24 protein-coding genes and 1 tRNA gene are annotated in these 22,981 nt (G+C 70.0%); 12 read left to right on the top strand and 13 right to left on the bottom strand.

The genetic code is table 11. The features are described from left to right. The first annotated feature begins 23 nt into the window (after positions 1-23). Complete coding sequence (gene ispD, locus FFS15_RS16240) at positions 24-1,220, top strand: 2-C-methyl-D-erythritol 4-phosphate cytidylyltransferase (protein ID WP_137846092.1); 1,197 nt, start codon at positions 24-26, stop codon at positions 1,218-1,220. Between the two features lie 86 nt (positions 1,221-1,306). Here the strand turns inward: ispD and FFS15_RS16235 are convergent, their stop codons facing one another. Next, positions 1,307-1,768: a GNAT family N-acetyltransferase gene (locus FFS15_RS16235; protein WP_137846091.1), complete on the bottom strand. Its 462-nt coding sequence runs from the start codon at positions 1,766-1,768 to the stop codon at positions 1,307-1,309. Positions 1,769-1,780: 12 nt separating this feature from the next. Next, entirely contained in the window at positions 1,781-2,710 is a 930-nt protein-coding gene (locus FFS15_RS16230; protein ID WP_137846090.1) for an EamA family transporter, read from the bottom strand. 62 nt (positions 2,711-2,772) lie between these two features. Between FFS15_RS16230 and cysS the strand changes: the two genes are divergently transcribed. The 3 genes from cysS to FFS15_RS16215 all read left to right on the top strand — a co-directional run bounded on the left by cysS (position 2,773) and on the right by FFS15_RS16215 (position 5,911). After that, a complete protein-coding gene (gene cysS, locus FFS15_RS16225) occupies positions 2,773-4,224 on the top strand; it encodes a cysteine--tRNA ligase (RefSeq protein WP_137846089.1) in 1,452 nt (483 codons plus the stop codon). Beyond that, positions 4,217-5,206, top strand: a complete 990-nt coding sequence (gene rlmB, locus FFS15_RS16220; RefSeq protein WP_137846088.1) for a 23S rRNA (guanosine(2251)-2'-O)-methyltransferase RlmB — start codon at positions 4,217-4,219, stop codon at positions 5,204-5,206. The genes cysS and rlmB overlap by 8 nt, the downstream gene beginning before the upstream one ends. A 63-nt stretch (positions 5,207-5,269) precedes the next feature. Continuing rightward, the gene (locus FFS15_RS16215; RefSeq protein WP_137846087.1) at positions 5,270-5,911 is read left to right on the top strand and encodes an NAD(P)H-binding protein; all 642 of its coding nucleotides are present in this window, start codon (positions 5,270-5,272) and stop codon (positions 5,909-5,911) included. A gap of 25 nt (positions 5,912-5,936) precedes the next feature. Here the strand turns inward: FFS15_RS16215 and FFS15_RS16210 are convergent, their stop codons facing one another. Both FFS15_RS16210 and ugpC read right to left on the bottom strand, forming a co-directional pair. Further along, complete coding sequence (locus FFS15_RS16210) at positions 5,937-7,244, bottom strand: DUF4032 domain-containing protein (RefSeq protein ID WP_137846086.1); 1,308 nt, start codon at positions 7,242-7,244, stop codon at positions 5,937-5,939. Positions 7,245-7,320: 76 nt separating this feature from the next. Continuing rightward, the gene (gene ugpC, locus FFS15_RS16205; protein WP_137846085.1) at positions 7,321-8,427 is read right to left on the bottom strand and encodes a sn-glycerol-3-phosphate ABC transporter ATP-binding protein UgpC; all 1,107 of its coding nucleotides are present in this window, start codon (positions 8,425-8,427) and stop codon (positions 7,321-7,323) included. 261 nt (positions 8,428-8,688) lie between these two features. Between ugpC and FFS15_RS16200 the strand changes: the two genes are divergently transcribed. The 3 genes from FFS15_RS16200 to FFS15_RS16190 all read left to right on the top strand — a co-directional run bounded on the left by FFS15_RS16200 (position 8,689) and on the right by FFS15_RS16190 (position 10,731). Then, positions 8,689-9,639 carry a thioredoxin domain-containing protein gene (locus tag FFS15_RS16200; RefSeq protein WP_137846084.1) on the top strand — a complete coding sequence of 317 codons (951 nt, stop codon included), beginning with the start codon at positions 8,689-8,691 and terminating at the stop codon, positions 9,637-9,639. A 40-nt stretch (positions 9,640-9,679) separates the two neighbouring features. After that, positions 9,680-9,752: transfer RNA gene (locus FFS15_RS16195), tRNA-Thr, on the top strand. Positions 9,753-9,774: 22 nt separating this feature from the next. After that, positions 9,775-10,731, top strand: coding sequence for a DMT family transporter (locus FFS15_RS16190; protein WP_137846083.1), 957 nt, complete (start codon positions 9,775-9,777; stop codon positions 10,729-10,731). Between the two features lie 4 nt (positions 10,732-10,735). Here FFS15_RS16190 and FFS15_RS16185 read toward each other — a convergent pair whose 3' ends face one another. Both FFS15_RS16185 and msrB read right to left on the bottom strand, forming a co-directional pair. After that, positions 10,736-11,293 carry a nitroreductase family protein gene (locus FFS15_RS16185; RefSeq protein ID WP_137846082.1) on the bottom strand — a complete coding sequence of 186 codons (558 nt, stop codon included), beginning with the start codon at positions 11,291-11,293 and terminating at the stop codon, positions 10,736-10,738. Then, positions 11,290-11,697 carry a peptide-methionine (R)-S-oxide reductase MsrB gene (gene msrB, locus FFS15_RS16180; RefSeq protein ID WP_137846081.1) on the bottom strand — a complete coding sequence of 136 codons (408 nt, stop codon included), beginning with the start codon at positions 11,695-11,697 and terminating at the stop codon, positions 11,290-11,292. Before msrB ends, FFS15_RS16185 begins: the two co-directional genes overlap by 4 nt. A 95-nt stretch (positions 11,698-11,792) precedes the next feature. Between msrB and FFS15_RS16175 the strand changes: the two genes are divergently transcribed. The 5 genes from FFS15_RS16175 (at position 11,793) to groL (ending at position 15,798) form a co-directional block, all read left to right on the top strand. Continuing rightward, positions 11,793-12,782, top strand: a complete 990-nt coding sequence (locus tag FFS15_RS16175) for a DUF2332 domain-containing protein (RefSeq protein ID WP_137846080.1) — start codon at positions 11,793-11,795, stop codon at positions 12,780-12,782. Positions 12,783-12,791: 9 nt separating this feature from the next. Continuing rightward, positions 12,792-13,043, top strand: a complete 252-nt coding sequence (locus FFS15_RS16170; protein ID WP_137846079.1) for a DUF3263 domain-containing protein — start codon at positions 12,792-12,794, stop codon at positions 13,041-13,043. Positions 13,044-13,093: 50 nt separating this feature from the next. Next, the gene (locus tag FFS15_RS16165) at positions 13,094-13,663 is read left to right on the top strand and encodes a LytR C-terminal domain-containing protein (RefSeq protein WP_137846078.1); all 570 of its coding nucleotides are present in this window, start codon (positions 13,094-13,096) and stop codon (positions 13,661-13,663) included. 136 nt (positions 13,664-13,799) lie between these two features. Further along, positions 13,800-14,000 (top strand): cold-shock protein, encoded by a 201-nt coding sequence (locus FFS15_RS16160; protein ID WP_091488690.1) that lies wholly within the window; start codon positions 13,800-13,802, stop codon positions 13,998-14,000. 175 nt (positions 14,001-14,175) lie between these two features. Next, a complete protein-coding gene (gene groL, locus FFS15_RS16155) occupies positions 14,176-15,798 on the top strand; it encodes a chaperonin GroEL (RefSeq protein ID WP_137846077.1) in 1,623 nt (540 codons plus the stop codon). An 83-nt stretch (positions 15,799-15,881) separates the two neighbouring features. On the opposite strand, the gene FFS15_RS16150 is transcribed toward groL, so the two are convergent. From FFS15_RS16150 to FFS15_RS16120, 7 genes are all read right to left on the bottom strand, one after another. Next, positions 15,882-16,169 carry a WXG100 family type VII secretion target gene (locus tag FFS15_RS16150; RefSeq protein WP_137846076.1) on the bottom strand — a complete coding sequence of 96 codons (288 nt, stop codon included), beginning with the start codon at positions 16,167-16,169 and terminating at the stop codon, positions 15,882-15,884. A gap of 146 nt (positions 16,170-16,315) precedes the next feature. Then, positions 16,316-18,013, bottom strand: a complete 1,698-nt coding sequence (locus FFS15_RS16145) for a HAMP domain-containing sensor histidine kinase (protein WP_137846075.1) — start codon at positions 18,011-18,013, stop codon at positions 16,316-16,318. Positions 18,014-18,107: 94 nt separating this feature from the next. After that, entirely contained in the window at positions 18,108-18,800 is a 693-nt protein-coding gene (locus FFS15_RS16140; RefSeq protein WP_137846074.1) for a response regulator transcription factor, read from the bottom strand. 57 nt (positions 18,801-18,857) lie between these two features. Next, positions 18,858-19,409, bottom strand: a complete 552-nt coding sequence (locus FFS15_RS16135) for a TetR family transcriptional regulator (protein WP_137846073.1) — start codon at positions 19,407-19,409, stop codon at positions 18,858-18,860. A 50-nt stretch (positions 19,410-19,459) separates the two neighbouring features. Then, entirely contained in the window at positions 19,460-20,287 is an 828-nt protein-coding gene (locus tag FFS15_RS16130) for an SDR family oxidoreductase (RefSeq protein WP_137846072.1), read from the bottom strand. A gap of 211 nt (positions 20,288-20,498) precedes the next feature. Further along, complete coding sequence (locus FFS15_RS16125; protein ID WP_137846071.1) at positions 20,499-22,154, bottom strand: DNA repair helicase XPB; 1,656 nt, start codon at positions 22,152-22,154, stop codon at positions 20,499-20,501. Between the two features lie 52 nt (positions 22,155-22,206). Then, on the bottom strand, positions 22,207-22,981 hold a 775-nt coding region (locus FFS15_RS16120; protein ID WP_171013240.1), incomplete at its 5' end, for a helicase-associated domain-containing protein.

Raw genomic sequence — 22,981 nt, 5'->3', positions numbered from 1 at the left:
GGTCTGATCGGTAGCGTGGGGGTGTGAGCATCGCACCCGTCCTCCGCGTCGGCATCATCGTGGTCGCAGCCGGTTCGGGGACGCGCCTGGCGGCGGGTCAGCCGAAGGCGTTCGTCGGCATCGACGATCGGACGATCCTGCACCATGCCCTGGCCGGCATCTTCGCGTCGCCGCCTGCGCAGGTGGTGATCGTCGCTCCTGCGGGGCGAGAAGACGACGCCCGCGGCGTTGCACGCGCGGTGGCGGACGCCTCGACCGACCGTGTCGCGGTCGTCACCGGCGGGTCGACACGTCAGGCATCGGTCGCCGCGGGGCTCGCCGCACTGTCTCCCGGGGTCGAGACCGTTCTCGTCCACGATGCAGCGCGCGCGCTGACGCCGCCGGCCGTGTTCGAGCGGGTGATCGCGGCCGTCGAGTCCGGCTCGACCGGCGTCGTGCCGGTGCTTCCCGTCGTCGACACGATCAAGCGTGTCGACGGTGCCGAGATCGTCGGCGTCGTCGACCGGTCGGAGCTCGCTGCCGCGCAGACCCCGCAGGGCTTTCGCCGCGACATCCTCGACGCGGCGTACCGCGCGGCGACCGCGGAGTTCACCGACGACGCGGCCCTCGTCGCCGACGCCGGCCACATCGTCGCGGTCGTCGCAGGAGACGCGCGTGCGTTCAAGATCACGACCGCCGACGATCTGGACCGCGCTCGCAGGCTGCTTGCCGCAGACGAATCCGGGCCGGCTGCAGACCAGCACCCGCCGCTGCCGCGCGTCGGCATCGGCACCGACGTGCATGCGTTCGGCGGCGACGGCGCGTTGTGGCTCGCGGGTCTCGAATGGCCGGGCGAACCGGCGCTGTCCGGCCACTCCGACGGCGATGCCGTCGCCCACGCGATCGTGGACGCACTGCTGGCAGCGGCGTGCCTCGGCGATATCGGCACGCACTTCGGCACGGATCACCGCGAGTACGCCGGAGCCCATGCCGAGACATTCCTCGCCCGCACCACGGACCTGCTGGCCGAGGCCGGCTGGCGTATCGGGAACGTGTCGGTCCAGGTGCAGGCGAACCGTCCGCGATTCGCGGCGCGCCGCCTCGAAGCAGAAGCAGCGCTGTCTGCGGCGCTCGGCGGGGCGCCGGTGTCGGTATCGGCGACGACCACCGATGGGCTCGGGTTCACCGGCCGCGGTGAGGGCGTCGCGGCACACGCCGTCGCACTCCTCCTCCCCGTCTGAGCCGTTTACGGATGGAACACGCCGCGCGGGCGCGAGTTCCTCGCGGCGTGTCCCGTCCGTAAACGGATGAAGGTCGGCGCGGAGGGCTAAAGCGCGCGGGTCATGAACACCGAGAACGGATCCTCGACGTACCCGTCGAACGGACCGCACAGCACGAACCCCTCGCTCTCGTAGAGGCGCTGGGCGGGGAGAAAGTCCTCGGTCGCTCCCGTTTCGAGCCAGAGACTCGTCATGCCGCGCCCGCGCGCTTCGGCCACGATGTGCCGCAGCAGTGCCCGCCCGATCCCTGCACCGCGGAAGCGGTCATCGACGCGCATCGACTTGAGCTCGCCGCGGTCGGCGTCGATGGCCTTGAGGGCGCCGATGCCCGCCAGATGCCCGTCGCCCCACGCCGACCAGAACGCGATCGACGGATGCCGCAGCGCCTCGATGTCGAGGGCGTGCACGCTCTCGGGGGGTGACGTCTCATGCATGCCGTCGAGGTGGCGCGCGATGAGGCGCCGCGTTGCTTCGCCTGACAGGTCATCGGCGCGGATCTCGATGTTCACAAGCTCTTCTCCTCACCCCTCGACCGCGAATGGCACCGGATCCCGCGGGGCGCGCGACCCCCAGGCCAGCAGCGCCAGCCCGGCGGCAAGCACCACGAGTCCGACGAGGGCGAGGGTCGACAGTCGTTCGCCGAGCACGACGATCCCGAGCACGCTCGCGGTGAGCGGCTCACCGAGGGTCAGCGTCGCGGCCGTCGCGGCCGTGAGTCCGCTGAGGCCCCACGTGAACAGCACGTACGCGATCGAGATCGTCGCGATGCCGAGCCAGAGCGCCATCGCGAGGCCGCTCGTGGTGCCGAGCCACGCGAGGTCGACGAACGGCAGCCCGACCGCGGCGATCGCGGCCGACGAGGCGCCCATCCCTCCGACGACCGTGAACGGATCCCAGCCCTCATCGAGCAGCCGGCGCTGTGCGTTCGCGATGATCGCGAAGGTCGCGCCCGCGCCGACCGACCCCAGGAGCCCGATCGGGTCGGTGCCACCCGTATCGCCGGCAGAGCCCCCGGCCCCGAGCAGCACCACGCCGAGCGTCGCGAGCGCCGTCGCCGCCATCCACGTCGGCGTCGGCATCCGTCGTGTGATCGCCCATTCGAGCAGGCCCGCGAGGATCGGGGCCGACCCGAGAGCGACGACCGTGCCGACCGCGACGCCGTTGCGCTCGGTGCCGAGGAAGAACAGCGGCTGGTACACCGCCAGGCAGAGGCCCGTGAGCGTCATGAGCGCGACCGGGCGGACGCCGAGCGAGGGGCGGGGCGCGGCACCCGGTCGCTTGGCGTGGCGTGCGGCGAGTGCGAAAGCGATGAGCGCGAGACCGGTGCCGCCGATGACCATGCGCATGACGCCGATCGACAGGGGAGTGGTGCCCTCGGGACCGAGCGCCTGCGACGTGCCGGTGGTGCCGAAGAGCACGGCGGCGGCGAGGACGGCGAGGACGTGGAGCACCCTTAAGTTCTACCGGCTGCGCACACCCCGGTCGTACAGGTGCCCGCCGGTAGGCTGGTGCGGTGACGGTACAGCTCTACGACACCAAGGCGCAGGCCTTGCGCGACTTCGCACCCGTCGACCCCGAGAACGTCACGATCTACGTCTGCGGCCCGACGGTGCAGTCCGGCCCGCACATCGGCCACCTGCGGGGCGCGCTGAGCTTCGACATCCTGCGCCGGTGGCTCGCCCACCGCCACGGTCGTGTGACCTTCGTGCGCAACGTCACCGACATCGACGACAAGGTGCTCGCGAACGCCACCGACGACGAGCCCTGGTGGGCGCTGGCGTACCGCATGGAACTCGAGTTCACGCGCGCGTACACGGCCATCGGCATCCTTCCCCCGACCTACGAACCGCGCGCCACCGCGTCGATCCCGCAGATGATCGCGCTCATCGAGCACCTCATCGAAGCCGGGCACGCATACCCGGCCGGGGACGCCGCACCGGGCGACGTCTACTTCGATGTGCGCTCGTGGCCCGTGTACGGGACGCTCACCAACCAGTCGCTCGACGCGATGGAGCCGGCCGCCGACGCCGATCCCCGCGGCAAGCGGGATCCGCGCGATTTCGCCCTCTGGAAGGGCGCGAAGCCGGACGAACCGACGAGTGCCGCGTGGGACGCCCCATGGGGAGCGGGACGCCCGGGCTGGCACATCGAGTGCTCGGCCATGGCGCGTCGCTACCTCGGCGCCGAGTTCGACATCCACGGCGGCGGGCTCGACCTGCGCTTCCCGCACCACGAGAACGAGCTCGCGCAGTCGACCGCTGCGGGCGATCCGTTCGCGCGGTTCTGGGTGCACAACGGCCTCGTCACGGTCGAAGGCCAGAAGATGTCGAAGTCGCTGTTCAACTTCGTGCTCGCCTCCGACGCGCTCGCGGAGGTCGATCCGCTCGTCATCCGGTACGCGCTCGCCGCGGCCCACTACCGGTCGAGCCTCGACGTCTCGAGCAAGGGCTTCGAGGAGGCGGATGCTGCGGTCTCGCGCATACGCACATTCCTCGAGCGCGTGCAGCGCACGCCCAGCCCGTTCGAGTGGCGCGCCGATCCTCCTGCGGCGACCGACACTGAGGCTGTCGCGCCGTACGAGCCCCTGCCCGCGTCCTTCGCCGCCGCGATGGACGACGACCTCGGTGTGCCGCAGGCGCTCGCCGTCGTCCACGAGATGGTACGGGTGGGCAACACCGCTCTCGACGCCGGCGACCTCGACGCCGCGCACGAGGCGGCGTGGCAGGTGCGCGAGATGACGGGGATCCTGGGCCTCGACCCCCTCGACACGCAGTGGGCGCGTGCGGGTGCTTCGGCTGAGGCATCCGCTCTCGACGCGCTCGTGCAGACCATGATCGCGCAGCGCGCAGACGCGCGTACGGCAAAAGACTGGGCGGCAGCAGACCGCATCCGCGAGGCGATCGCCGCCGCGGGAATCACGCTGGAAGACAGCGCAGACGGAACACATTGGAGTATCGATGGCTAAGCACGGACGCCCCGGCGCCAGCAAGGGCAACAAGAAGGGCCCGACCAAGGGCACCGGCGGCAAGAACAAGCGCTCGCTCGAAGGGCGCGGCCCGACGCCCAAGGCCGAGGATCGCGCCTGGCACCCCGCCGGCAAGCGCAAGGCCGCGGCCGAGCGCTACTCGGCGGCGGGTGGCAAGGGCAAGCCGGGCCAGCCCGGTCAGCGCTCGTCGGGGGCCGTCAAGAAGGAGGACGACACCGAGACGGTCACCGGGCGCAACTCGGTGCTCGAGGCGCTGCGGGCGAAGATCCCCGCGTCGGCGTTCTACATCGCCCAGCGGGTCGAGATGGACGACCGCGTGAAGGAGATGCTGTCGATCGCGACGCATCGCGGCATCCCGGTGCTCGAGGTGACGCGCCCCGAACTCGACCGCATGGCGGGCTTCGACGGCGTGCACCAGGGAGTCGCGCTCAAGGTTCCCCCGTACGAGTACGCCCACCCGCAGGATCTCCTCGAGAAGATCATCGACGCCGGTCAGACGCCGCTCCTGGTGGCGCTGGACGGCGTCACGGATCCGCGCAACCTCGGCGCCATCATCCGCTCCACCGCGGCCTTCGGCGGGCAGGGCATCATCCTGCCCCAGCGCCGCTCCGCGAGCGTCAACTCGGCGGCCTGGAAGACGAGTGCAGGAGCTGCGGCACGCGTGCCGGTGGCGATCGCGGCCAACCTCACGTCGCTGCTGAAGGACTTCAAGAAGCAGGGCGTCTTCGTCCTCGGCCTCGCCGGAGACGGTGACGTCGCGCTTCCCGAGCTCGAGCTGGCCGACCGGCCCGTCATCATCGTCGTGGGCTCCGAGGGCAAGGGGCTCTCGCGCCTGGTCACCGAGACGTGCGACCAGGTGGTGTCGATTCCGATCACGGGCGCCGAGTCGCTGAACGCGGGGATCGCGGCATCCGTCGCGCTGTACCAGGTCTCCACGACCCGGGCGGCGAAGCGATCCTGACGTCGCGGGAATGAACGCCCGCGCCGGGCGATTGATCCATCAGTCAGCATCGAAAGGGAGAGCATGTCACGCATCGCGGTCATCGGCGGAAACGGCTACGCAGGACGCAACATCGTCGCCGAGGCGGTGAGCCGCGGACACACGGTGGTCTCAGTGGGGCGCCGGCTCCCGAACGAGCGCGTCGAGGGTGCGACCTACCTCGTCGGATCGCTCCTGACGCCGTCCGACCTCGTGGCACGCCTCGAGGGCGTCGAGGTCGTGATCGCATCCGTGCCGGCACGCGGCGAGATGGTGGGCAACGTCCGCCCGAATGTGGCGCAGCTCGTGATCGAGCTTCCGGCAGACGTTCGCGTCGGCGTCATCGGCGGCGCCGGCGGCAGCCTCGTCGCGCCGGGCGGCGAGCGCCTGGTCGACCAGCCGTCGTTCACCGAGGAGTACAAGCCCGAGGCCCTCGAGGCGATCGGGATCCTCGAGGATCTGCAGGCCGAGGATCGTGGTCGCGACTGGTTCTACGTGCACCCCGCAGGCGGCTTCGGCCCGTGGAACGCGGGGGAGCGCACCGGCGTGTACCGCGACGGCGGTGACGTTCTCGTCACCGACGCCGACGGAGAGTCGAACATCTCGGGACCCGACCTCGCCGTCGCCGTCCTCGACGAGATCGAGAACCCGAAGCACACGCGCGAGCGCTTCACCGTCGGGTACTGACCCGACGCCGAGAACCGGTTCGGCCTCAGACGAGGTCGCGCCAGTCGATGTCGTCGTCCTCGTCGGACGCGAGGGGGATGTTCGCGGTGACGACCGGCAGCGACATCGTCTCGGTGGGGGGACCCATCAGGGTCGCCTCGTCACGGCGATGGCGCAGCACGTCGTCGATGTAGCTCGTGAGCACTTCGGCGAGCGGCACCGAGCGTCCGCGCGCCTGCGACATGTACCACCGGTGCTCGAGAACCTGATGGAAGACCTCGGCGGGCTCGAGCTTGGCGCGGAGATCCCACGGGATCGCCTTCACGACCGGCTCGAACACCCGGGTCAGCCACTCGTGGGCGACCATCTCCTCGTCCGATCCGAGGCGTGACACCCGCACCCGGAACTCGTCGAGATCGTTGAGAAGGCGGCGGGCCTGATTCTCCTCGACGTCGAGGCCGGTGAGCCGGATGAGCCGGCGCTGGTGGTGCCCCGCATCCACCACCTTCGGCTGGATCGAGACCTTCGTGCCGTCTGCCATCGCCTGGATCGACATCTCGCCGATGTCGAAACCGAGGTCGTTGAGCCGCTGCACGCGCTCGGTGAGACGCCACGCCTCGTCGGCGCGGATGGTCTCCTTGTCGGTGAGTGCGGCCCACAGCGCGTGGTACGACGACACGATCCCGTCGGCGATGGCGAGCGCGTCGACGCCGCCCTCGAGGCGTCCGCCGGCCTCGAGATCCATGATCTCGCCCGCGATGTTGGTGCGTGCGACGTCGAGGTCGTGGGCGCGCTGACCCGGAGTGAGCCCGCTCTCGTGGAGCTCGCCCGTCTCGGCGTCGACGAGGTAGGCCGCGAAGGCGCCGGCGTCTCGCCGGAAGAGCGTGTTCGACAGTGACACGTCGCCCCAGAAGAAGCCCACGTTGTGCAGGCGCACGAGCAGGGCAGCCAGGGCATCGACGAGGCGCGTCGCGGTGTCGGGCCGCAGCACCTGGGTGAACAGGGCCCGATAGGGGAGCGAGAACTTCAGGTGCGCGGTCACCAGTGCCGCCGGAAGCGGGTCGCCCGCTGAATCCCGTCGCCCCGCGATGACCGCCACGCGATCGACGCACGGGGCATCCAGACGATCGAGGTTGCCGAGCATGTCGTACTCGCGCCGCGCCATCTCGGCGGTCGTCTCCTTGATCGCGACCACGCGGCCCGACAGATTCGCGAAGCGCACCAGGTGACGGGAGATGCCTTTGGGGAGGAAGACGATGTGATTCGTCGGCCAGTCGGCGAGAGGCGTCGACCACGGGAGGGTCAGCAGCCCCGGGTCGACCGAGCTGGCGGTGATGCTGAGCGCTTCAGTCATCGTTCTCCGAACGAGCGATGGGGAAAGCACTGCGGCGCGGGGGGTCGATGACCCACCCGCGCCGCAGCAGGGATTCTCAGGCGCCCGAGACGACCGGAGCGTCGTTGAGACGCTCGCCCGACTCGATGTCGAACGCGTGCACGTGGCCCGCGGTCGCCGCCAGGGTGACGGTGTCGCCCGCGTGCGGGTGGTTGCGACCGTCGACGCGCGCCACGATGTCGGTGCGCTTGCCGTTGATGTCGGTGTGGCCGTAGAGGTAGCCGTCGGCGCCGAGCTCTTCGACGAGGTCGACGACGACCGACAGGCCCTTGCCGTCGGCCGGGCCCACCACGATGTCTTCGGGGCGGACGCCGATCGTGACCTCGCTGCCGTGCGCACGGCCGACGGTGTCGCGGTCGAGCGGCACGACCTCGGTGCCGAACTGAACGCCGCCCTCGGCGAGTGCCGCCGGGAACAGGTTCATGGCCGGCGAGCCGATGAAGCCGGCGACGAACACGTTGTTCGGCTTCTCGTACAGGTCACGCGGGGTTCCGACCTGCTGGAGCAGACCGTCCTTGAGCACGGCGATCCGGTCGCCCATGGTGAGGGCCTCGGTCTGGTCGTGGGTGACGTAGACCGTGGTGACGCCGAGGCGACGCTGCAGCGATGCGATCTGCGTGCGGGTCTGGACGCGGAGCTTGGCGTCGAGGTTCGACAGCGGCTCGTCCATGAGGAACACCTGGGGCTGGCGCACGATCGCGCGGCCCATGGCGACACGCTGACGCTGACCGCCCGACAGCGCCTTCGGCTTGCGGGTGAGGTACTCCTCGAGGTCGAGGAGCTTGGCCGCTTCGAGGACGCGTGCGGCGCGCTCCTCCTTGCCGACACCGGCGATCTTGAGCGCGAAGCCCATGTTCTCGGCGACGGTCATGTGCGGGTAGAGCGCGTAGTTCTGGAACACCATCGCGATGTCGCGGTCCTTGGGCGGGACGTCGGTGACGTCACGGTCGCCGATGAGGATGCGGCCCGAGTTGACCTCTTCGAGGCCGGCCAGCATGCGCAGCGAGGTGGACTTTCCGCAGCCGGAGGGACCGACCAGAACCAGGAACTCGCCGTCGGCGACCTCGAGGTTCAGCTTGTCGACGGCGGCACGCGTGCCCCCGGGGTACAGACGAGTTGCGTTGTCAAACGTGACGGACGCCATGTTCTCTTCTCCTTCACCGGCAGGTACGTGCCGGACGATCCGTAGTGATGGAATGAGCGGGGGCAAACCCGCACGCCCGCCATCGGGCGCACCTCCCAGTATGACACGGCCCACGCGGAGCCTCTGTCTGGGCATTTCCCAGGGTGGCTGGCTAGCATCGTCATCGGCCGCTTTCCCCGGAGGGCCCACCGCTTTCCCGAAGGCCACTGATCGCCCGAAGCCGCAATCCGGCTCCGGCCCCCGTCCGCCCCGAGAGGTTTCATGTCGAGCGACGAGTCACAGAACGCTCCTGCTGCGAGCGAGCGGCGTGATGCCGTGCGCGAGAAGGCGCTGCAGGTGAAGGCGCAGCAGTCGCGTCAGCGCGCGATCCGCACCGCCGCGTTCGCGACCGCCGTGGTCGCCGTGGTCGCCGTCGCCGCCGTCGTGGTGACGTGGGCCGTCTCATCCTCGGCATCCAAGCCGCTCCTGAACCCCGACAACGTCACCGATGACGGATTCGTCGTCAACGCCGTGACCGGGATCGCGCTCGCCGGCGACGAGCCCGCACCCGACGGCACCGTCGAGGGCACCGAGACGCCCGTCGCGACTCCCGAAGCCGAGCCGACGCCGGAGGCGACTCCGACCGAGCAGCCCGCCGTCGACATCCGCGTGTATGTGGACTACCTCTCGGCCGGTTCTCGCGACTTCCAGCTCTCGAACGTGCAGCAGCTCTCGCAGTGGGTGAGCGAAGACGCCGCGACGCTCACGTACTACCCGGTCGCGATGCTCACCGCGAAGTCGAACGGAACCAAGTACTCGCTGCGTGCCGCGAGCGCGGCCGCCTGCGTCGCCACGCACTCGCCCGACTCGTTCTTCGCCTTCAACGACGCGCTCCTGCGCGAGCAGCCGGCCGTCGACTCGGATGGTCTCACCGACTCCGAGCTCGCGGCTCTCGCCATCGCATCGGGATCCGCCTCGCCCAAGGTCGTGCGCGCGTGCATCGAAGACCAGGCGTTCGCGAGCTGGGCGAAGACCGCGACCGATCGGGCGCTGGACGGACTGCCCGACACGGACGGCGTCGCCCTGACCGGCACCCCGATGGTCCTCGTCAACGGCACCCCGTACGTCGGCGCGCTCGATGACCCGCAGGAGTTCGCGCAGTTCGTGCTCACCATCGCGAGCGACGCATACTACGAAGAGTCGCCGACCCCGTCGCCGACGCCCACGCCGTAGTCCCAGCGGGCGCGGTGTGCGCCGGTAGACTGGGCGATCTGCCGACGTGGCGCAATTGGTAGCGCACCCGACTTGTAATCGGGCGGTTACGGGTTCAAGTCCCGTCGTCGGCTCGATGAGCGGCACGATCCGTCGATGAACGACACCTCACCCCCGCGCGTTCCGACGTGGCTGGCGCTTGCCGTCGCCGTGCTGATCGGGCTCCTCACCGCGCTGCAGGCCCGCGTGAACGGCCAGCTGGGCGTCCGGCTCGACGACGGCTTCGTCGCGGCGGCGGTGTCGTTCGGCTCGGGCCTGGTGATCCTGGTAATTCTCTCGACCCTGCTCCCCGCCGGACGGTCGGGCTTCGCCCGACTCGTGGACGGCATGCGCACGCGGTCGATCCCGTGGTGGATGCTGGCCGGCGGCGCCGCCGGCGCCCTCACGGTGGCGACCCAGGGTCTCGCGGTCGGGCTCATCGGCGTCTCGCTGTTCACGGTCGGCGTCGTCGCCGGCCAGACGATCAACGCCCTGGTGCTGGATCGCATCGGGTACGGGCCGGCCGGCATCGTGGCGGTGACGGTCCCGCGGCTGATCGGTGGCGCGATGGTGCTCGTCGCCGTCGCGCTCGGGGTCGCGGGCGGGGGAGTGAGCGGCGTCGCCTGGTGGATGCTGGTGCTCCCCGTGCTCGCGGGCTCCGGTATCGCGTGGCAGCAGGCCACGAACGGGCGGCTGCGCCAGCGGGTGGGGACGCCACTGACGGCGACCCTCGTGAACTTCATCGGCGGCACGGTGCTGCTGGTGATCGCCGCCGGCGTGAGTGTCGCGTTCGCGGGCGCTCCCGAGCCGTTCCCCCTCGAAGCGTGGCTCTACACCGGCGGAGCGATCGGGGTCGTCTACATCTTCTTGTCGGCGGCGATCGTGCAGTACACGGGCGTGCTGCTGCTCGGCCTCGGTGCGGTGGTCGGTCAGCTGCTGACCTCGGTCGCCCTCGACGCCCTGTGGCCGGCGCCCGCGGGTCCCGGACTCGCGCAGGAGGCGACGATGGTCGCCGTCGCGCTGGCCTCGGTGTTCGTCGCGGCGGTGCCGTGGCGGCGGCGCCGGGCAGCCTGAGTCGTCAGCCTTTCTTCGAGGTGGGGCTCGGCATCCGGGACACGTGCTTGCGAGCCTCGACGCCCTTGCGTCGTCCGAGGCGCGAACGAGGCGGCTTGCCCCCGACGTAGAGCCAGCCGAGCAGCTCCTCGTTCTTCGCGAGGCCGTGCGCCTTCGCGACGGCCTTCGCCCGGGTGTAACCGCCGGTTCGCCAGATGACGCCCCATCCGGCTTCGTCCAGCAGCAGGCTCAGCACGTGCGCCACGCCGGACGCCACGGCCTCCTGCTCCCACCGCGGCACCTTGTCGCTCTTGCGGTAGCTGGCGACGACAGCGATCAGCAGCGGGGCGCGCAGCGGTTTCGAAGAGGCGCCCTTGTCGCCTTCGGCCTTGCCGATCGCACGGCCGAGCACGTCACGGTCGCTCCCGCGCAGCTCGATCAGGCGCCACGGCCGCAGCGACGAGTGGTCGGCGACGCGGCCCGCTGCCGACACGAGCGTGAGCAGCTCCGCGTGGGTCGGGGCCTCATCGGTGACCTTCGACCACGAGCGGCGCGCGCGCACCGCATCGAGGGCGCCGGTCACGAGGTCTCTTCGGGCGTGAAGCTCAGCGAGATCGAGTTCATGCAGTACCGGTCGCCGGTCGGGGTGCCGAAGCCGTCGGGGAAGACATGCCCCAGGTGCGAGCCGCAGTTCGCGCAGCGCACCTCGGTGCGCACCATGCCGTGGCTGCTGTCGTCGATCAGCTCCACGGCGTCGGGCCGGACCGACTCGTAGAAGCTCGGCCACCCGCAGTGCGAGTCGAACTTCGTGCCGCTCTGGAACAGCTCGGCGCCGCATGCGGCGCACGCGTACAGCCCGGCTCGGCTCTCATCGAGCAGCTGGCCCGTCCACGGCCGCTCGGTGCCGGCTTCACGAAGCACGGCGTATTCGGCAGGGGTGAGCTCGGCACGCCACTGCTCATCGCTCTTGTCCACGGCGTAGGTCATGGTTCCTCCTCGGGCGGATCGGTCCTCCACCATTCAACCCCAGTGCGACACGCCAGGTCTCGCGGTCGCTGGGTGTTCGCCACGAGAATGGGTCGGTGAGATCGGATGCCGAGGCCCGCGTCGCGCTGCGCTACGGGCGCTTCGCCCGCGAGGAGGCGCCGGGGCGCTCCGAGCTCTATGCGCAGTGGGCGGCCGGTGTCGCTGCGGATGACGAGCTCGTGCGCCTCCTCGCCCGCATCCCCGCGACCCGGCGGCAGCCGCCCCTCGTGTTCGCCGTGACACGTCTGCTGGGGGCACCCGAGGCGCCCTACCGGGAGTGGGCGGCGTGGGTCGCGGCCCACGCCGAAGCGGTGGTCGACGAGGCGTCGCGTCGGTCGCTGCAGACGAACGAGCCGCAGCGGTGCGCGGCGCTCCTTCCCGCGCTCAGCACCGTCGAGGGCCCGATCGCCCTCCTCGAACTCGGGGCGAGTGCCGGGCTGTGCCTCTACCCCGACCGCTACTCGTACCGCTACGGGGGCATCGCGCTCGACCCCGCCGACGGGGTGTCGCGCGTGGTGCTCGAGTGCCGGGTGACGGGCGATCCGCCGCTGCGCATGCCCGCGGTCGTCTGGCGCGCGGGGATCGATCTCACGCCCTTGGACGCGTCGGAGGCCGGTGACCGGGACTTCCTCACCGCGCTGGTATGGCCGGGCGAACGCGGTCGGGCCGAGCGCATCGCCGCGGCGCTCGACATCGCCGCGGCCGATCCGCCGCTGCTGATCGCGGGCGACGCGTCCGACCCCGATGTTCTACAGGCTGCGGCTTCGCTCGCACCGGCCGGAGCGACGCTGGTCGTGACGACGCCCGGTGTCCTCCCGCACATCCCGCGAGCAGGCCGCGAGCGACTGCTCGAGGCGCTGCGCGAGCTCGACGCGGTGTGGATCACGATCGACCCGCCGGGTCTCCATGCGGCGTGGGATCCGCCGGTGGATGCGGAGACGTGGGGCGGCTTCGTGCTCGGTCGGGACACCGCCCCGCTGGCGTCGGTCGACCCGCTGGGCGCATTCGTGGAGTGGCGCGCGGGCAGGGCGGTCGCGCGGGGTTAGCGTGAAGGCGTGCCCTTTGACGAACGCGACCGCGCGATCCTCGACTTCGAAGCGCAATGGCAGCGGCACGCCGGGGCGAAGGAGGAGGCGATCCGCGCGGAACTGGCGCTTTCGCCGGCTCGCTACTATCAGCTGCTCGGTCGTCTGATCGACACCGCTGAGGCGCAGGAGCACGACCCGATGCTCGTCAAGCGCCTCCGGCGGGTGCGTGACGCCCGGCTCGCGTCTCGCGCGGTGACCGCCGCCGGACTGCCGCGATGACGGCGCGCAGCGCGAACGGCGTGCGCTCTCACGGTCGGTAGCATCGTCTCGTGCCGAACTCGACCTTCCCCCGGGATCGCTTCGACGATCTCGCGGATGCCGACCGGATCGGCGCGCACCGTGCCGAGAACCCGCGCATGCGCGGGTGGGTCGTGCTGCTGTGGGCGCTTCTGGCGACCATCGTCCTCGTCGCCGTCGGCATCTTCGGCACGCTCTTGGCATCGGGCCGCATCAACCTGTTCCCCGAGCCGAGCGAGAGCGTGGCACCCGCTCCGCAAGTGACGCCGGTGGTCGACTTCTCGTACGAGGTGGTGATCCTCAACGCCACCCCCGAGCAGGGCCTCGCGACGCAGATGAAGGACGTCGTGGTCGCGGCCGGCTGGTCGGGCGACGACGTGCTGGCGAGCGAAGCAGGTTCTGAGGACTTCGCCGAGACGACGGTGTACTACCTCACGGCTGCGGACGCGCCGGCGGCTGCCGGTCTCGCCGACGTGATCGGCGGCGCGCGCATCGAGCAGAGTGAGGCGTATCAGCCGGCCGACCCCGCGGCCAAGCAGCTCACGGTGGTCATCGGGCTCGACCGCACAGCGGCGGGCCAGACCCCGGCGCCGACCCCCTGACAGCCCCGCACAGGTGCCGGTGTTTCACGCCGGTAAACACTTCGATGCACGCGTGTCAACAGTTCCCGTACGGGCGCTTTCGGCGGTTCGGCGGTCAATACGATGAAGCCTGTCCCACCAGCAACAGGAGATTCGCATGACCCAGGGCACCGTCAAGTGGTTCAACGCCGAGAAGGGCTTCGGCTTCATCACGGTCGCTGACGGCCAGGACGTCTTCGTCCACTACTCGAACATCGACATGTCGGGCTTCCGCGTGCTCGAGGAGGGCCAGACCGTCGAGTTCACCGTCGGATCGGGCCAGAAGGGTCCGCAGGCGGAGGCTGTGCGCGTCGTCTGATCCCGAGCCCCGCTCGGGAGCAGTCTTCCGTGTGCGCTCGGGCGCGCCATGACGCCGTGAGTCGATCCGGCGTGTCGGCGGCTTGCACTCGGTAGGGGCGAGTGCCAGAATGGATTAGCACTCCGGTTCGTTGAGTGCTAATCCATAAGCCCCGTCCTGGGAGGACGAAACACACATGGCAAAGATCATCGCTTTCGATGAGGAGGCCCGTCGTGGTCTCGAGCGCGGCCTGAACATCCTGGCTGACGCCGTCAAGGTGACCCTTGGCCCCCGCGGTCGCAACGTCGTTCTCGAGAAGAAGTGGGGAGCCCCCACGATCACGAACGACGGCGTCTCGATCGCCAAGGAGATCGAACTCGACGACCCGTACGAGAAGATCGGCGCGGAGCTCGTCAAGGAGGTCGCCAAGAAGACCGACGACGTCGCGGGTGACGGCACCACCACCGCCACGGTTCTCGCTCAGGCGCTCGTGCGCGAGGGTCTGCGCAACGTCGCAGCCGGCGCCGACCCCATCTCGCTCAAGAAGGGCATCGAGAAGGCCGTCGCGGCCATCACGACCCAGCTTCTGGCCGACGCCAAGGAGGTCGAGACCAAGGAGGAGATCGCTGCCACGGCTTCCATCTCCGCCGGCGACCCCGAGATCGGCGCGCTGATCGCCGAGGCGATCGACAAGGTCGGCAAGGAGGGCGTCGTCACCGTCGAGGAGTCGCAGACCTTCGGCACCGAGCTCGAGCTCACCGAGGGCATGCGCTTCGACAAGGGCTTCATCAACCCCTACTTCGTCACCGACCCGGAGCGCCAGGAGGCCGTCTTCGAGGACGCCTACATCCTGATCGCCAACCAGAAGATCTCGAACATCAAGGATCTTCTGCCGATCGTCGACAAGGTGATCCAGGACGGCAAGGAGCTCGTCATCATCGCCGAGGACGTCGAGGGCGAGGCGCTTGCGACTCTCGTGCTCAACAAGATCCGCGGCATCTTCAAGTCGGCCGCCGTCAAGGCTCCCGGCTTCGGCGACCGCCGCAAGGCGCAGCTGCAGGACATCGCGATCCTCACGGGTGGACAGGTCATCACCGAGGAGGTCGGTCTCAAGCTCGAGAACGCCACCCTCGACCTGCTCGGCCGTGCGCGCAAGGTCATCATCACCAAGGATGAGACCACGATCGTCGAGGGTGCCGGCGAGGCATCGCTGATCGAGGGTCGTGTGACCCAGATCCGCCGCGAGATCGAGAACACCGACAGCGACTACGACCGCGAGAAGCTCCAGGAGCGCCTCGCGAAGCTCGCCGGTGGCGTCGCCGTCATCAAGGCCGGCGCTGCGACCGAGGTCGAGCTCAAGGAGCGCAAGCACCGCATCGAGGACGCCGTTCGCAACGCGAAGGCCGCCGTCGAAGAGGGCATCGTCGCCGGTGGTGGCGTGGCCCTCATCCAGGCCGGCAAGAAGGTGTTCGCCACCCTCGAGCTGACCGGTGACGAGGCGACCGGTGCGAACATCGTTCGCGTCGCGATCGAGGCGCCGCTGAAGCAGATCGCCCTCAACGCCGGCCTCGAGCCCGGCGTCGTGGCGAACAAGGTCGCCGAGCTCCCCGCGGGTCAGGGCCTCAACGCCGCCACGGGCGAGTACGTCGACATGCTGGCTGCCGGCATCAACGACCCGGTGAAGGTCACCCGCTCGGCGCTGCAGAACGCAGCCTCGATCGCCGGTCTCTTCCTCACCACCGAGGCCGTCGTCGCCGAGAAGCCCGAGCGCGTTTCGGCTCCGGCCGGCGGCGACCCGACGGGTGGCATGGACTTCTGATCTGAAGTCCTGCTTGCTCTGCGCATAGCTGAAACGAAGGGCCCCTCCTCCGGGAGGGGCCCTTCGTCGTTGGGGCACGGACCTCAGCGGAAGAGGCTCGTCGTCGAGAGCTCCGCGTCGGCGTACTGGCGGGCTGCAGCGCCGAGGGCGACGTTGATCCCGGCGAGCGAGTCCTCGACCTGGCGCTGAGTCGCCCGCCACTGATCGACGACGCCGTGGAAGGCGAGCGACGCCGATCCGGTCCACGTGGACTGCATCTGGGTGAGCTGCGCCATCATCGCGTTCGTCTCAGCTTGGATCCGCTCGATCGTGCCGCGGACGGCGGTGGTACTGGCCAGGACGGCGTCGCTGTCGACGGAGAAGACGGCCATGGGGGCTCCTTGGGAACATGCGAGGGGCCGGATGCCGTACCCGCTGATTCCGCCACGTTAGGCGTCGCGTCGACGAGGGCGGCGGCATCCCACCCTCCTGTGGAGGGCGCAATGCGAGAGTGAGGCTGGGGAGGAGGCTCGGACGCTCAGCCCTGGTGGGGGAGCCGCTCGAGCGGCTGGGTCTCCAGCTGCAGGTGGTCGGCGGCATCGACCCCCTGCGCCAGCGGGAACGAGACGCGGAAGGTCGCACCGCCGCCGGGGGTATCGCGCACGGCGACTTCGCCGTGCAGGGCCTCGACGATCGACGCGACGATCGAGAGGCCGAGCCCGGTTCCGCCGGTCTCGCGCGTGCGCGAGGTGTCTGCGCGCCAGAATCGTTGGAAGATCTTCTCCTTGATCTGGTCGGGGATGCCGTCACCGTGGTCGATCACCTCGATCCAGCCCATGCGGGTGAGCGGCTCGACGCCGACCCGCAACTCGATCGGCGAGTCGTCGGCGGTGAAGCGGCGGGCGTTCCCGAGCAGGTTCGTCACCACCTGCCGAATGCGGTTCTCGTCGCCCAGCACGATCGGAGGCGCAGCGCCCGCCCGATCGGCGATCGGTGGACGCGGAGGCACCGGGGAGACCGTCGGCATCTCCTTCGCACCGGTCGCCTTCGCGGCCGGTACGGGGCGCGGCTTGCGGCGCAGCAGCGAGAGCGTCGCGCCGCCGGCGCGGACGATGGCCGACGGGGCGGCAGGGCTGCGTCGCTGGGCCTCGGCTTCGGCGGAGGACCCGGGGGTCGGCGGAGCGTCAAGGATGCCGAGAGTGCCGAGCGTCGTGTCGATCACGGTCACCGGGCGCATGGGTGCGGCGGCGCGCACATCGAGTGCGGCATCGCGGGCGACCGGGCGCAGATCCACGGCGGCGACGACGACGTCGCGACGCTCGTCGAGCCGCGCGAGGGCGAGCAGATCCTCGACGAGGAGACCCATGCGGATCGCCTCCTTCTCGATGCGATCCATCGACTGTGCGACGTCCTCGTCGCCGCTGATCGCGCCCATCCGGTAGAGCTCGGCATACCCGCGGACGGTGACCAGCGGGGTGCGCAGCTCGTGGCTCGCGTCGCCGATGAACCGCCGCATCTGCCGCACCGTCGAATCGCGCTGCGTGATGGCGGCATCCACTCGACCGAGCATCGCGTTGATCGCGGTCTTGAGACGCCCGACCTCGGTCGTCGTCGGCTCGATGTCGGTCATGCGCTGGCTGAAGTCGCCCGCGGCGATCGCCTCGGCGGTGGATTCCACCTGGCCGAGACTGCGGAAGGTGAGTGTCACGAGCAGGCGCGTGAGGAACGCGCCGCCCACGATGATGATGAGGGCAAGGATGCTGTAGATGCCGATGTAGGACGCGACGACGGTGTTGACCGAGGCGAGGGGGAGCGCGACCATCTGGGTGAAGCCCTCGCCCGCGCCGTCGATCTCGTAGTAGTCGACGCTCGCGTGGAAGACGCCGCCGTCCTCGGCCGGGATCGGGAACGGTGTGAGGCCCTGGGTCGCCGTCTCCTGCAGAGTGAACTCGTCGGGGAAGGCGGGAATGCTCTGGCCGTCGCCGCCGGCGCTTGCGCGGAGGGCCCCCGTCGAGTCGTAGATCGCCACGTGATACTGCGTCGTGGGGGCGTCGGGGGTCTGGCGGAAGCTGACGGTGCCGCCCTCGACCTCGATGTCGATGAGCTTGCTGGCGACATCGGTCGGCGCGAGCGCCTCGAGCTGCGCGTCGAGGTTGGCGATCAGGGCGTTGCGCAGGAACGCCAGTGTTCCGATGCCGGCGGCGAGCAGGCCGATGACCAGGAGCGCGACAGTCACCCCGGTGACCTTGGCGCGCAGGCTCGTCCCGCGCCACCACCGGGTGATCGCGTCCGTCTTGTGCGCCAGGTCGACCCCTTCGATCGGGCCGCGGCTACGCGGTCTTGCCGGTCTTCAGCATGTACCCGAATCCGCGCTTGGTCTGGATGAGCGGCTCGGACGAGTGCGGATCGATCTTGCGGCGGAGGTACGAGATGTAGCTCTCGACGATGCCCGCGTCGCCGTTGAAGTCGTACTCCCACACGTGGTCGAGGATCTGCGCCTTCGACAGCACCCGATTCGGGTTGAGCATGAGGTAGCGCAGCAGCTTGAACTCGGTGGGACTGAGGTCGATGCTCACCTCGCCGACGAGGACGTCGTGGGTGTCCTGGTCCATCGTCAGCTCGCCGGCGCGGATCATCGACTCCTCGTCGGCCTGCATCGTTCGGCGCAGGATCGCCTGGATGCGGGCGACGATCTCGTCGAGGCTGAACGGCTTCGTGACGTAGTCGTCGCCGCCGGCGTTGAGGCCGGTGATCTTGTCCTCGGTCTCGTCCTTCGCCGTGAGGAACAGGATCGGCGCGGTGTACCCGGCGCCGCGGAGGCGCTTGGTCACACTGAACCCGTTCATGTCGGGCAGCATCACGTCGAGGATGATCAGGTCGGGTTCCTCTTCGAGGACCGCCGAGATCGTCTGTGCGCCGTTGGAGACGGCCTTCACCTGGAAACCCGCGAACCGGAGGCTCGTGATGAGCAGGTCGCGGATGTTCGGCTCGTCGTCCACGACGAGGATGCGAGGTGCAGTCATGGGTTCATTATGGCGATGGAACCGATGCGGTGTCTGGATATCGCGCGGAGAGGCGGATCAGTCGTCGAGGCAGGCGCGTACGACGCGATCGATCACGGGGCGGATTTCGGCCTCTGGATCGATGGTCACGCGGTGAAGCACCAGCCCGTCGCCGGCGGCCATCAGGGTGCGCACCGCAGCTGCGGGTGACGGCACGCCGATGCCCGCCAGGAGCGCTGTCGTCCACTCGACGTAGATCGCACGCTGCTGAAGCAGCGGGGCGAGGAGCTCGGGGGAGTGCGATCCCTCGAGGAAGAGCGCGTAGCGGGCTCGCGTGCGCGTCGCGAAGGGTCCGGTCTGCACGGCGATCAGGGCGCTGAGCGCGTCGATGAACTGCTCGGGGGTCTCGATCGCCGGCGCGTCGCCGCCCGCCATGTCGGCGCGTTCGCTTTCGGCCATCCACGCCACGAGCCCCGTGACGAGCGCATCGCGCGTGCGGAACCAGTTCGACGTCGAGCCCTTGGGGAGTCCGGCTCGCTCGTCGACGCGGGCGTGGGTGAGGGAGCGGATGCCCTCCTCGCCGACCAGCGCGAGCGCGGCGTCGAGGGCGCGGTCTCTCGTTGAAGCCATGGTTCGACCCTAGGCGCTGACCGGCGCCAAGCGCCGCGCCGCCGCGGGTCCTACGTCAAGCCCGCGATTCGGGCGCCGAGGGCGTCTCCGGTCCGCGCCGGCAGCAGGGCGTTCATGGCGATGATCGCGTGCGCGGGTCCTCCCACGGGATAGCGTGCCCGCGGGCGGCGTGCCGTGAGAGCGCGCTCGACGGTCCGGGCGACGGCGTCCGGCGGTGTCGTGACGGACCCGAAACGACTGATGTTGCGACGCAGTCCGGCGACATGGAGCGCGTAAAGGTCGTGGTTGCGCGGTGACAGACGCGCCTCCATGTCATCGATCATCGTCTCGACCTCGCGCCAGGCTTCGGTGTCGGTCGGGCCGGGCTCGACGACCGAGACGGGAATGCTCCACGGCCGTAGCTCCACCCGGAGAGCGTCGGCGATCGCCTCCACAGCGAACTTCGAGGAGCAGTAAGCGCCCTCCATGGGCACGACCGACCGGCCGCCGGTCGAGGAGATGAAGACGATCCGTCCCGCTGCGCTGCGCAGCTTCGGGAGCGCGGCTTGGGTGACGGCTACCTGGCCGACGAGGTTGACGTCGAACTGGCGCCGCAGATCTGCGATGGAGATCCCCTCGATGGGGCCGAGCACGGCGTAGGCGGCGTTGTTGATCAAGGCCTCGAGTCGGTCAGGCAGGACGTCGGCAAGTGCGTCGAGGTGCGCCTGGTCGGTGATGTCGAGCTGGATCGGAATGATCTGGCCCCCTGCTTCGGTGGGGCGCTGCCGGCCGACTTCTTCGCGAACCCCTGCGAAGACGGTCCAGCCCGCACCGGCGAGCCTTTCGGCGATCGCTCTCCCGATGCCGCGCCGTGCTCCTGTGACAAGTGCTGTCGGCATGGATCTCACCCTTCGCCCGGGTCTTCGGCGCTGGAGGCGCTACTACTGACGTAGTGTACGCAGACTACTTTTGTAGTACAAGCCCTCTCGCGCACGGCCGAGTGCACGACTTGGCGCCGAGCGCACGGCTTCACGACGCCGGTAAGCCGTGCACTCGCGGGTAAGCCGTGCACTCGCGCAACGGAGGTGGGATGCCGGGGCGAGGAGCGCGTCAGGCGGCTATGCCGTCGGCATCCAAGATCGTGTAGGCGTAGCCCTGCTCGGCGAGGAAGCGCTGGCGGTTCTGCGCGAAGTCCTGGTCGACGGTGTCACGGGCGATGAGCGTGTAGAAGCTGGCGGTGTTGCCGGACTCCTTGGGGCGGAGGAGCCGCCCGAGGCGCTGGGCTTCTTCCTGGCGCGAGCCGAACGAGCCCGACACCTGGATCGCGACCGAGGCCTCGGGCAGGTCGATCGAGAAGTTCGCGACCTTCGAGACCACCAGCAGCGAGATCTCGCCCACGCGGAAGGCCTGGTAGAGCTGTTCGCGCTCGTCGACGGGCGTTGCACCGGTGATCTTCGGCGCGCCGAGCGCCTCGGCGAGCACATCGATCTGGTCGAGGTACTGGCCGATCACGAGGATCCGCTCGCCGGCGTGCCGGTCGACCAGGCGCCGGACGACGCCGATCTTCGCGGGTGCTGTCGCGGCCAGGCGATAGCGCTCGTCGTCGGCGGCAGCCGCATACTCGAGGCGATCGCCGGCGGGAAGATCGACGCGCACCTCGTAGCAGACCGCGGGAGAGATGAAGCCCTGGGCCTCGATCTCCTTCCACGGCGCGTCGAAGCGCTTGGGACCGATGAGGCTGAACACGTCGCCCTCGCGACCGTCCTCGCGCACGAGCGTGGCGGTGAGGCCGAGCCGGCGGCGGGCCTGCAGATCGGCGGTGAGCTTGAACACGGGCGCCGGCAGCAGGTGCACCTCGTCGTACACGATGAGGCCCCAGTCGAGGGCGTCGAGGAGCGCCAGGTGTGCGTACTGTCCCTTCCGCTTGGCGGTGAGGATCTGGTACGTCGCGATCGTGACGGGCCTGACCTCTTTGGCCTGGCCCGAGTACTCGCCGATCTCCTCGGGGGTGAGCGAGGTGCGCTTGAGCAGCTCGTCGCGCCACTGCCGGGCGCTCACGGTGTTCGTCACGAGGATGAGGGTCGTCGTCTTCGTCTCGGCCATCGCACCCGCGCCGACGAGTGTCTTGCCGGCGCCGCAGGGGAGCACGACGACTCCCGAGCCGCCGTCGGTGAAGATGTCCACCGCCTGGCGCTGGTACGGGCGCAGATGCCAGTCGCCTTCGGCGAGATCGATCGGATGCGGGGTGCCCGGCGTATAGCCGGCGAGATCCTCGGCTGGCCAGCCGATCTTCAGCAGCTCCTGCTTGATGTGCCCGCGGGCCCACGCGTCGACGACATAGGTGTCGGCGGCGGGGTGGCCGATCAGCAGCGGCTGGATGCGCTTGTTCTTGGACACCTCGGTGAGCACGGCGGCATCCGTCGATCGCAGCACGAGCACCTGCTCGCCGTCGCCCGCGACGTCTGCGCGCTCGATGACGAGGCGCCCATAGCGCCCGACGGTCTCGCGGATGTCGATCGACACCGACGGGGGCACCGGGAACCGGGTCCAGCGCTCGAGGGTCGACAGCATGTCCTCGGCGTCGTGACCGGCGGCCCGCGCATTCCAGAGTCCGAGGCGGGTGATGCGGTACGTGTGGATGTGCTCGGGTGCGCGTTCGAGCTCGGCGAAGATGGCGAGCTCGTGCCGCGCGCTCTCGGCATCGGGATGCGCCACTTCGAGCAGCACCGTCCGATCGCTCTGCACGATGAGGGGTCCGTCAGCCATAACGTTCGAGTCTACCGGGGAGGCGGTGCGGAGCGGGCGCGCCAGGCGCGGATCAGGGGGCCCGGACGCTCACGATGCTCGACACGGGGAGCGTCCGCTCGATGTCGGCCGCGCGATCCCGGCCGCGCAGGCGCCCACCGCCCAGACCCGACGCCTCGAGGGTGAAGGCGCGCTCGCCGCCGTCGGGCATGCGCACGACCACGACGATCTCGGCGCGAGCGCGCACCGCGAGTTCGAGTTCGCGATCGAGCCAGCCCTCCTCACCCTCGGTGCCGTGTCCGGCGCGGAGCACGGCGACCAGGCGCGCGTACGCGGCGGTGAGGACGTCGGAATCGACCGGGGCGGCGCCCGCTGCTCGGCGGTGCAGCGGTTCGGCGGTGCCGAGGGCGTCGAGTGCGACCACCGGATACCGCGCGTCGGCAAGCGACCAGTAGACCGCATCGCGCACGACCCGCGATACGAGAGCGCTGCCGTCGCGCACGAGCCCGAGAGAGCGGAGCGCCTGATCGACGGCGATCGCGTCGAGGAGGGCCGGGTCGCGGCTGTCGACGCGGGTGCGGCCGGACGCGTCGTCGGCGCGCACGCGCACGAGTCCGTGGCGCGCCGCGGTGCTCTCGATGAGGTACTCCAACGGCTGCGGGATGCCGGTGAGCGACAGACCGCCGAGGAAGGCGCGGATCGAATCCGCCGTCTCGCCCTCGGTCATCCCCGCGCCGATCGACCCCGCCGTGAAGCGATAGGTCGATGCCTGCGCGCGCGATTCGCGGAGGGCCATGCCGCGCAGGCATCGACCTATCGCTTCACGGCGGGGTCGATCGGCGCGGGGA

Origin of the sequence: Microbacterium sp. 2FI, assembly GCF_005502885.1 — a bacterium.
Lineage (GTDB): Bacteria > Actinomycetota > Actinomycetes > Actinomycetales > Microbacteriaceae > Microbacterium.
This window is presented reverse-complemented; position numbering and strand designations above follow the sequence as displayed.

Coding starts and splice junctions, on each gene's coding strand:
- rlmB (WP_137846088.1), top strand. CDS start 4,217: ATGGCTAAGCACGGACGCCCCGGCGCCAGCAAGGGCAACAAGAAGGGC.
- FFS15_RS16215 (WP_137846087.1), top strand. CDS start 5,270: ATGTCACGCATCGCGGTCATCGGCGGAAACGGCTACGCAGGACGCAAC.
- FFS15_RS16210 (WP_137846086.1), bottom strand. CDS start 7,244: ATGACTGAAGCGCTCAGCATCACCGCCAGCTCGGTCGACCCGGGGCTG.
- ugpC (WP_137846085.1), bottom strand. CDS start 8,427: ATGGCGTCCGTCACGTTTGACAACGCAACTCGTCTGTACCCCGGGGGC.
- FFS15_RS16200 (WP_137846084.1), top strand. CDS start 8,689: ATGTCGAGCGACGAGTCACAGAACGCTCCTGCTGCGAGCGAGCGGCGT.
- FFS15_RS16190 (WP_137846083.1), top strand. CDS start 9,775: ATGAACGACACCTCACCCCCGCGCGTTCCGACGTGGCTGGCGCTTGCC.
- msrB (WP_137846081.1), bottom strand. CDS start 11,697: ATGACCTACGCCGTGGACAAGAGCGATGAGCAGTGGCGTGCCGAGCTC.
- FFS15_RS16160 (WP_091488690.1), top strand. CDS start 13,800: ATGACCCAGGGCACCGTCAAGTGGTTCAACGCCGAGAAGGGCTTCGGC.
- groL (WP_137846077.1), top strand. CDS start 14,176: ATGGCAAAGATCATCGCTTTCGATGAGGAGGCCCGTCGTGGTCTCGAG.
- FFS15_RS16150 (WP_137846076.1), bottom strand. CDS start 16,169: ATGGCCGTCTTCTCCGTCGACAGCGACGCCGTCCTGGCCAGTACCACC.
- FFS15_RS16140 (WP_137846074.1), bottom strand. CDS start 18,800: ATGACTGCACCTCGCATCCTCGTCGTGGACGACGAGCCGAACATCCGC.
- FFS15_RS16135 (WP_137846073.1), bottom strand. CDS start 19,409: ATGGCTTCAACGAGAGACCGCGCCCTCGACGCCGCGCTCGCGCTGGTC.
- FFS15_RS16130 (WP_137846072.1), bottom strand. CDS start 20,287: ATGCCGACAGCACTTGTCACAGGAGCACGGCGCGGCATCGGGAGAGCG.
- FFS15_RS16125 (WP_137846071.1), bottom strand. CDS start 22,154: ATGGCTGACGGACCCCTCATCGTGCAGAGCGATCGGACGGTGCTGCTC.